The sequence below is a fragment of the Ignavibacteria bacterium genome (assembly GCA_025612375.1).
GTDB lineage: Bacteria > Bacteroidota > Ignavibacteria > Ignavibacteriales > SURF-24 > JAAXKN01.
Genome location: JAAXKN010000077.1, coordinates 1 through 6235 on the forward strand (window position 1 = coordinate 1; position 6235 = coordinate 6235).

Here is a 6235-nt window from a genome sequence, read left to right on the forward strand (position 1 = left end):
AGAAAGCCGATTCAATTGCAAATTCATCCGGCTTATATATCTTTATATATTTGTCGAGCTCATTGTAAATGACTTCAAGCTTACAGGGGAGTGTCAACCTTGAGGAGGGTTTAATGGCGCCCTGTATAACGTACGTAAGCTGGTTTTTATTCAGCTTTACTATCCCAAAGCCGGTTACAACCGTTCCGGGATCCACACCAATTATTATCATTATAAAATTATTTGCAAATTAAACTGTCAGGCACTTAAGAAAAGCAGGGTTGGAGAAAACGCTCCAACCCCGGCTTTTATAAAGGCTTTGACTTAATTATTACGACAGTGCGCTTTCGTCTATATCCGCATTGGAATAAACGTTCTGAACGTCGTCGTTATCTTCCAGGTTTTCAACCAGTTTCATTACTTTTTCGGCATCTTCACCTGTTACAGCTATAAGATTTTTAGCAACCCACTCGAGCGAGGCGTTTTCGATCTGTATGTTCTTTTCGGCCAGGGCTTTTCTAACGGGTTCAAAATTTTCGACTGTGGTCTGGATGGAATAATATTCATCTTCAGGCTGGAGGTCGTCTGCACCAGCGTCGAGCACAATTTCCATCATATCATCTTCAGACTTTCCCTGCTTCGGTACAGTTATAACGCCCTTGCGGTCGAACATCCATGCTACCGAGCCCGATTCACCCATATTTCCGCCGCCCTTGCTGAAAAGGTGTCTTACTTCGGCAACTGTTCTGTTCTTGTTGTCTGTAGCAACTTCCACCAGGACTGCAACGCCGCCGGGAGCATAGCCTTCGTACAACATTTCGACGTAGTTTACGCCTTCGAGTTCGCCGGTAGCCTTCTTGATAGCCCTGTCGATATTATCAGCAGGCATATTAGCAGCCTTGGCATTATCAACAGCCAGTCTTAAACGCGGGTTTCCTGCCGGGTCGCCGCCGCCCTGACGGGCTGCAATCGTTAATTCTTTGATCAGCTTTGTAAAGAGTTTACCTCTTTTAGCATCCAAAGCTCCTTTCTTTCTTTTAATGGTTGCCCATTTTGAGTGACCTGACATTTTTCTCTCCTATTTATTTACTTCTATTTTATTAATACTAATATCTTCGCTTTTTTCCTCATTTGCCTGCCGGACTCTTATATCCTTAATCCTGAGCTGCGGGAATGTTCTTCCGTCGCGCATCGTTTTCTCTATAGTAAATACAATATCAAGCAAATTCTTATCTTTATCAATAAGCGGGGCATAGCTGCCTAAATTAAATCCAATTGAGTCAAAAACCCTGTCGCATCCCTCCTGACGGAAGGTAAGTACAATGTGGTTATTGCCTACAATGCGGGGGTTGTAAACGAGCTGAACACTTTCGGCAAGGAATGTGGGGCGCATGTTGCCCGGACCGAAAGGCGCAAATTCATCCAGTATGCGCAGGAATTTCGGCGTCAGTTCCGAGAGATTGATCTTCGTATCAATGAGTATCTCGGGCAGAACGTCTTCAGTTTTTACAACGCTTTTAACAATCTGGTTAAACTTCTCCTTAAATTCCTGGAGCTTATCGAGCTCAAGTGCGAGCCCCGCGGCAGCTTCATGGCCGCCGAACTGGAGGAGTGTTTCTTCGCATTTTTTTAAGGCTTCATAAATATTGAAGCCCACAATGCTTCTTGCCGAACCCTTTGCAACCCCGTCAACCGTTGTAAGCATTACGGTAGGGCGGTAATATCTTTCCACCAGGCGGGAGGCTACAATGCCTATTACGCCCGGATGCCAGTTTTCTTCGTGAAGAACAATGGCAATATCCTCGTCCAGGTTAACCGAGTTCTCCACAAGGTCAATTGCATGAGAAAATGTAAGCTCGTCAATTTTTCTTCTCTGGTAGTTTTCGCCTTCGAGCACTTCAGCCAGGCGGACGGCTTCCTTTTCATCTGTTGTAATAAAAAGGTCTACGGCCCTTATGGCATCGCCCAGGCGCCCGACGGCGTTAATGCGTGGAGCTATTGTAAAGACAACATGCCCGGCCGAGAGGTTACCCGGCTCCATGCCCGCACTTCTGATGAGTGCCGCAATGCCGGGGCGGGGGTTGGTATTTACCTGTTCCATCCCCTTTCTAACCAGAATTCTGTTTTCTCCTTCGAGGGAAACAATGTCGGCCGCTCCCGCAATTGCAACCAGGTCGAGATATTTAAGAGGGAGTTCTCTTTTACCTATTCTTTCGCTTACGGCCTGGGCAAGCTTAAACGCCACACCGGCACCGGATAAAAACTTGAAGGGATAATTGCACCCCGGCCTTATGGGATCCAGAACGGCATAAGCCTCGGGTATCGAGTTGCCGGGCTGATGGTGGTCGCAGATGATCATATCCATTCCAAGGGACTTTGCAAGGGCTGTTTCTTCCACTGCCGTAATGCCGCAGTCTACAGCGATCATAAGAGAAGTCCCTTTAGCCCTAATTGTTTCAATGCCCGACTTTGAGATGCCGTAGCCCTCAGTAAGGCGGTTTGGAATATAGATCTCGGCCCTGGCTCCAAGTTCCTTTAAGAACAGGTACATCAGAGCTGCAGCACAGGTGCCGTCGACGTCATAATCGCCATGAACCGTAATAAGTTCATTTGATGTGATAGCCTTAATTAGCCGGAAGGAGGCCTCTTCCATGCCTTTCATGAGGAAAGGATCGTGCAGGTCCTCGATCGAGGGGCGGAAAAACGCTTTTGCCAGGTGAAAATTTGTAATCTTCCGCTGAACGAGCAGGTTAGCCAGAATCGGTGTCACGTTAAGTGAATCAGCCAAAGATTTTACTATATTTTCATCCGACTTTTCTCTAAGCTTCCAACGTTTTTTCAGCATGATTGTTCCAAAGGAACAGACAACAAAGAACAAAGGAATAATCCAGATCTATAAGCCGAATTTTGTATTCCTCCAAAGGAGGGCGGTAATTATTTATCTGGATAACGGATTACTCCGCTATTCAAGCGATCTACCCGGAAAGCACGCAGAACGAACAGCCCTGTTCCGCCGCTAAGCAGAAAGCTTTCCCTATTTGATCTTGCTCCGGGTGGGGTTTACCTTGCCTCCTTTATTACTAAAGGAGCGGTAGGCTCTTACCCTGCCATTTCACCCTTACTCCGACAAGTCGGAGCGGTATCTTTTCTGTGGCACTGTCCGTATCCCGCTTGCGCGGAACCCCGGGCGTTACCCGGCACCCTGTTCTGTGGAGTTCGGACTTTCCTCCATCTTAAATTTTAAGACAGCAATTACCCAATCTGAATTACTCTTTGTTCTGTTAGTCTGACGTTTATTTAATAAATTTGTTACTTACCAATCCATTCATATGAGTCCGCAATATCCGTCCGCATGGCCCCATACTACTCAAAAAATTCCTCTTGCCGGAACTAATATAATTTAATATCTAATTACTTTAATATCTAATACTTTTAACTAAAAATACTCTAAAACTGTTCATTTTTTACATTTTTTCTTTTAGAAAGGTTACATTCCGGCAATATCATTAAAGTTGGAGCAAATATAATAAAAATAAACACTTATGTCATCAGCAAAATATTGAATATTTGCCGGGTCTTGAGATTTCGGGCATTTTATTCTTATATTGACGTAAATGTAAAACAGGAGAAAATATGCCATTTAGAAAAACATTTTTCTTTGCCGCTTTTTTGACTTTTGCCGTTTTAACTGCAGGATGCGGGGAGAAAAAAACTGATCAGCAGCAGCAGCAGACTACACCGCAGGCGCCGCGGAAGGAAGTTCAGGCAAATAATAATACCTCCTTACGGGCAAACACCATTGTACACGAGGGGGTTATAGACCTACAGGGAATTGATGAAAATAAGGACGGGAAAGTATTTCAGTGCCAGATGGATTACAATGTGATTTCCGACTTTAAGGGGACCTGCCCCAAGTGCGGGATGAACTTAGAAGAAGTGTCGCTTGATAAGGCAAAAAGCAGCCTTAAGGCAAACGGCTTCAGCGTAAGATAAATTTCCACAGAAAGGCCGCCCCAAAAGGCGGCTTTTTACAAATCATTTCAGAACGCGCGTTGAGTTGAGTATTGCAATAAGCGCCACACCCATATCACCAAAAACCGCCTCCCACATCGTTGCAATGCCGAATGAGCCAAGAATAATGAAAAAAGCCTTTACCGAAAGGGCAAAAATTATATTCTGCCATACGATGCTTCTGGTTTTACGGGCCAGGTGGATTGCTGTACCCACTTTTGACGGGGTATCGGTCATAAGAACAACGTCGGCTGTTTCAATTGCGAGGTCGCTTCCCAGTGCTCCCATGGCAATTCCCACATCCGCGCGGGCGAGAGCAGGGGCGTCGTTAATGCCGTCGCCGATAAAGGCAATTTTACCCTTCTTTTCACCCATGAGGCTTTCCAGGGTGCTGACCTTATCCTCGGGCAGAAGATCAGAATAGCACTGATCCAGGTTTAATTCTTTTGATATCTTTTCCGCGGCCATTTTATTGTCGCCTGTAAACATGATAATTTTTTCCACAGCCTCACGCCTTAAATACTCAACGGCGTCTCGCGCGTCTTCTTTCAGCTCATCCGAAATTGTAATATATCCGGCATATGTCCCGTTACAGGCAAGGTGGAGGACAGTATCCGAACTGCCGCAATTATTGTGCTGAATGTTTTCCCTGTGCATCAGGCGGTCGCTTCCGGCAAGGATATCTTTTCCTTCCACTCTGGCCTTAATGCCGTAGCCCGGTATCTCATGGTAGTACTCAATTGCCCTTAGCTCAATGTCTTTTCCGTAGGCCTCCCTTATTGACTGCGCCACGGGGTGGTTCGACTGCGCTTCGGCTTCAGCCGCCATGCGCAAAAGCTCATCTTTACCCAGGCCGTTTTCGGTCACAATTTCCTTTACACGGAAAACCCCTTTTGTAAGCGTTCCGGTTTTGTCGAAAACTACAGTTTTAACTTCAACCAGCGTATCGAGGAAGTTTGATCCTTTTACAAGGATTCCCTTTTTTGATGAGGCGCCGATGCCTCCAAAGTAGCCTAAGGGAATACTGATAACAAGAGCGCAGGGACACGAAATTACAAGTATAACCAGTGCGCGGTATATCCAGCTATCAAGATTTCCATGGAAGAAAAGCGGGGGAATGAATGCTATCAAGAGAGCCACGGCTACAACAAAGGGGGTGTAGTAGCGAGAAAATTTTGTAATGAACTTTTCTGTCTCAGCCTTCTGGCTGCCGGCATTTTCAATCAGTTCCATCATGCGCGAGATGGAGGACTCCTCAAAAGGCTTTGTAACTTTAATTGTAAGAAGCCCGGTTTTATTTATCATTCCCGCCAGAACATTCTGCCCCGGAATTACTTCTCTTGGTACAGCTTCACCCGTAAGCGGGGAAGTATCCACATAGCCCGAGCCCTCGGTTACCAGGCCGTCAAGCGGAATTTTCTCTCCCGGCTTTACAACAATTACCTCACCCGGGCGGACATCCTTAGGATCTTTTCTTTTTATTTCACCATTCGACTTTATATTGGCGTACTCAGGCTGGATCTCGAGGAGAGAGCGGATGGATCTGCGGGACCTTTTAACCGAGAGCTGCTGCAGGAATTCACCGGCCTGGTAGAAAATCATAACGCCTGCGGCCTCGGGGAACTGGCCGATTGCAATGGCGCCTAAAGTAGCCAGGGACATCAGGAAATGCTCGTCAAAGAGTTTTCCTTTCAGTATTTTTTTCCCGGCGCTGTAAAGAACGTCCCATCCGGCAAGAAGATATACCGCAAGCATCAGGAGTATTTCTCCCATTCCGTTAAACAGGGTGGAGAGGTAAGGCTTAAAGATGAGTCCCGCTATATAAACCGCGGCCAGTATAAGGACAAATGTGAGTCTTTTCTTCAGCTGGCGTTTTTCTTCCGTTTCCAGCCTGACGCTTTTTATCTTCTGTGACGCATCTATGATCTCAACTTCAGGCTCGGTCTGTTTAATAACCTTCCTTACCTTTTCGATATTGTCGGTATCGATAAACATCACCGAATCTGCAAAATTTACCGAGACGTACCTGACGTCTTTTAATTTAGTGAGGTTATTTTCAATCTTAGCCGCGCAGTTCGCGCAGTCGATATTTAAGATTTTATATTTCTGCATTAAAGCCTTTATGTCCTTGGTAGAACCCCGGAGGGGTGACTTGTCTGTAGAAAAACGACGGTCAAAAGAAATGTTCAGAGCTCCGGCGGAGCGACTTGTAAAAAAATGACTAACGTGTCTACCCGTTATACAA

At 45.9% G+C, this 6235-nt stretch carries 5 protein-coding genes and 1 other RNA gene; 1 reads left to right on the top strand and 5 read right to left on the bottom strand.

The annotated features are described in order from the left end of the window. The 4 genes from HF312_20935 to rnpB form a co-directional block, all read right to left on the bottom strand. On the bottom strand, positions 1–211 hold a 211-nt coding region (locus HF312_20935; protein MCU7522688.1), incomplete at its 3' end, for a crossover junction endodeoxyribonuclease RuvC. Positions 212–310: 99 nt separating this feature from the next. After that, positions 311–1048: a YebC/PmpR family DNA-binding transcriptional regulator gene (locus tag HF312_20940; protein ID MCU7522689.1), complete on the bottom strand. Its 738-nt coding sequence runs from the start codon at positions 1046–1048 to the stop codon at positions 311–313. 9 nt (positions 1049–1057) lie between these two features. Continuing rightward, the gene (gene recJ, locus HF312_20945) at positions 1058–2824 is read right to left on the bottom strand and encodes a single-stranded-DNA-specific exonuclease RecJ (protein ID MCU7522690.1); all 1767 of its coding nucleotides are present in this window, start codon (positions 2822–2824) and stop codon (positions 1058–1060) included. 35 nt (positions 2825–2859) lie between these two features. Further along, positions 2860–3247: RNase P RNA component class A (gene rnpB / locus HF312_20950), an RNA gene on the bottom strand. Between the two features lie 365 nt (positions 3248–3612). On the opposite strand from rnpB, the gene HF312_20955 reads away from it, so the two are divergent. Next, on the top strand, positions 3613–3972 hold the full coding sequence (locus HF312_20955) for a hypothetical protein (protein MCU7522691.1): 360 nt from the start codon (positions 3613–3615) through the stop codon (positions 3970–3972). Positions 3973–4014: 42 nt separating this feature from the next. Here the strand turns inward: HF312_20955 and cadA are convergent, their stop codons facing one another. Further along, positions 4015–6102 carry a cadmium-translocating P-type ATPase gene (gene cadA, locus HF312_20960; protein ID MCU7522692.1) on the bottom strand — a complete coding sequence of 696 codons (2088 nt, stop codon included), beginning with the start codon at positions 6100–6102 and terminating at the stop codon, positions 4015–4017. Positions 6103–6235 lie beyond the last annotated feature (133 nt).

Coding starts and splice junctions, on each gene's coding strand:
- HF312_20940 (MCU7522689.1), bottom strand. CDS start 1,048: ATGTCAGGTCACTCAAAATGGGCAACCATTAAAAGAAAGAAAGGAGCT.
- recJ (MCU7522690.1), bottom strand. CDS start 2,824: ATGCTGAAAAAACGTTGGAAGCTTAGAGAAAAGTCGGATGAAAATATA.
- HF312_20955 (MCU7522691.1), top strand. CDS start 3,613: ATGCCATTTAGAAAAACATTTTTCTTTGCCGCTTTTTTGACTTTTGCC.
- cadA (MCU7522692.1), bottom strand. CDS start 6,102: ATGCAGAAATATAAAATCTTAAATATCGACTGCGCGAACTGCGCGGCT.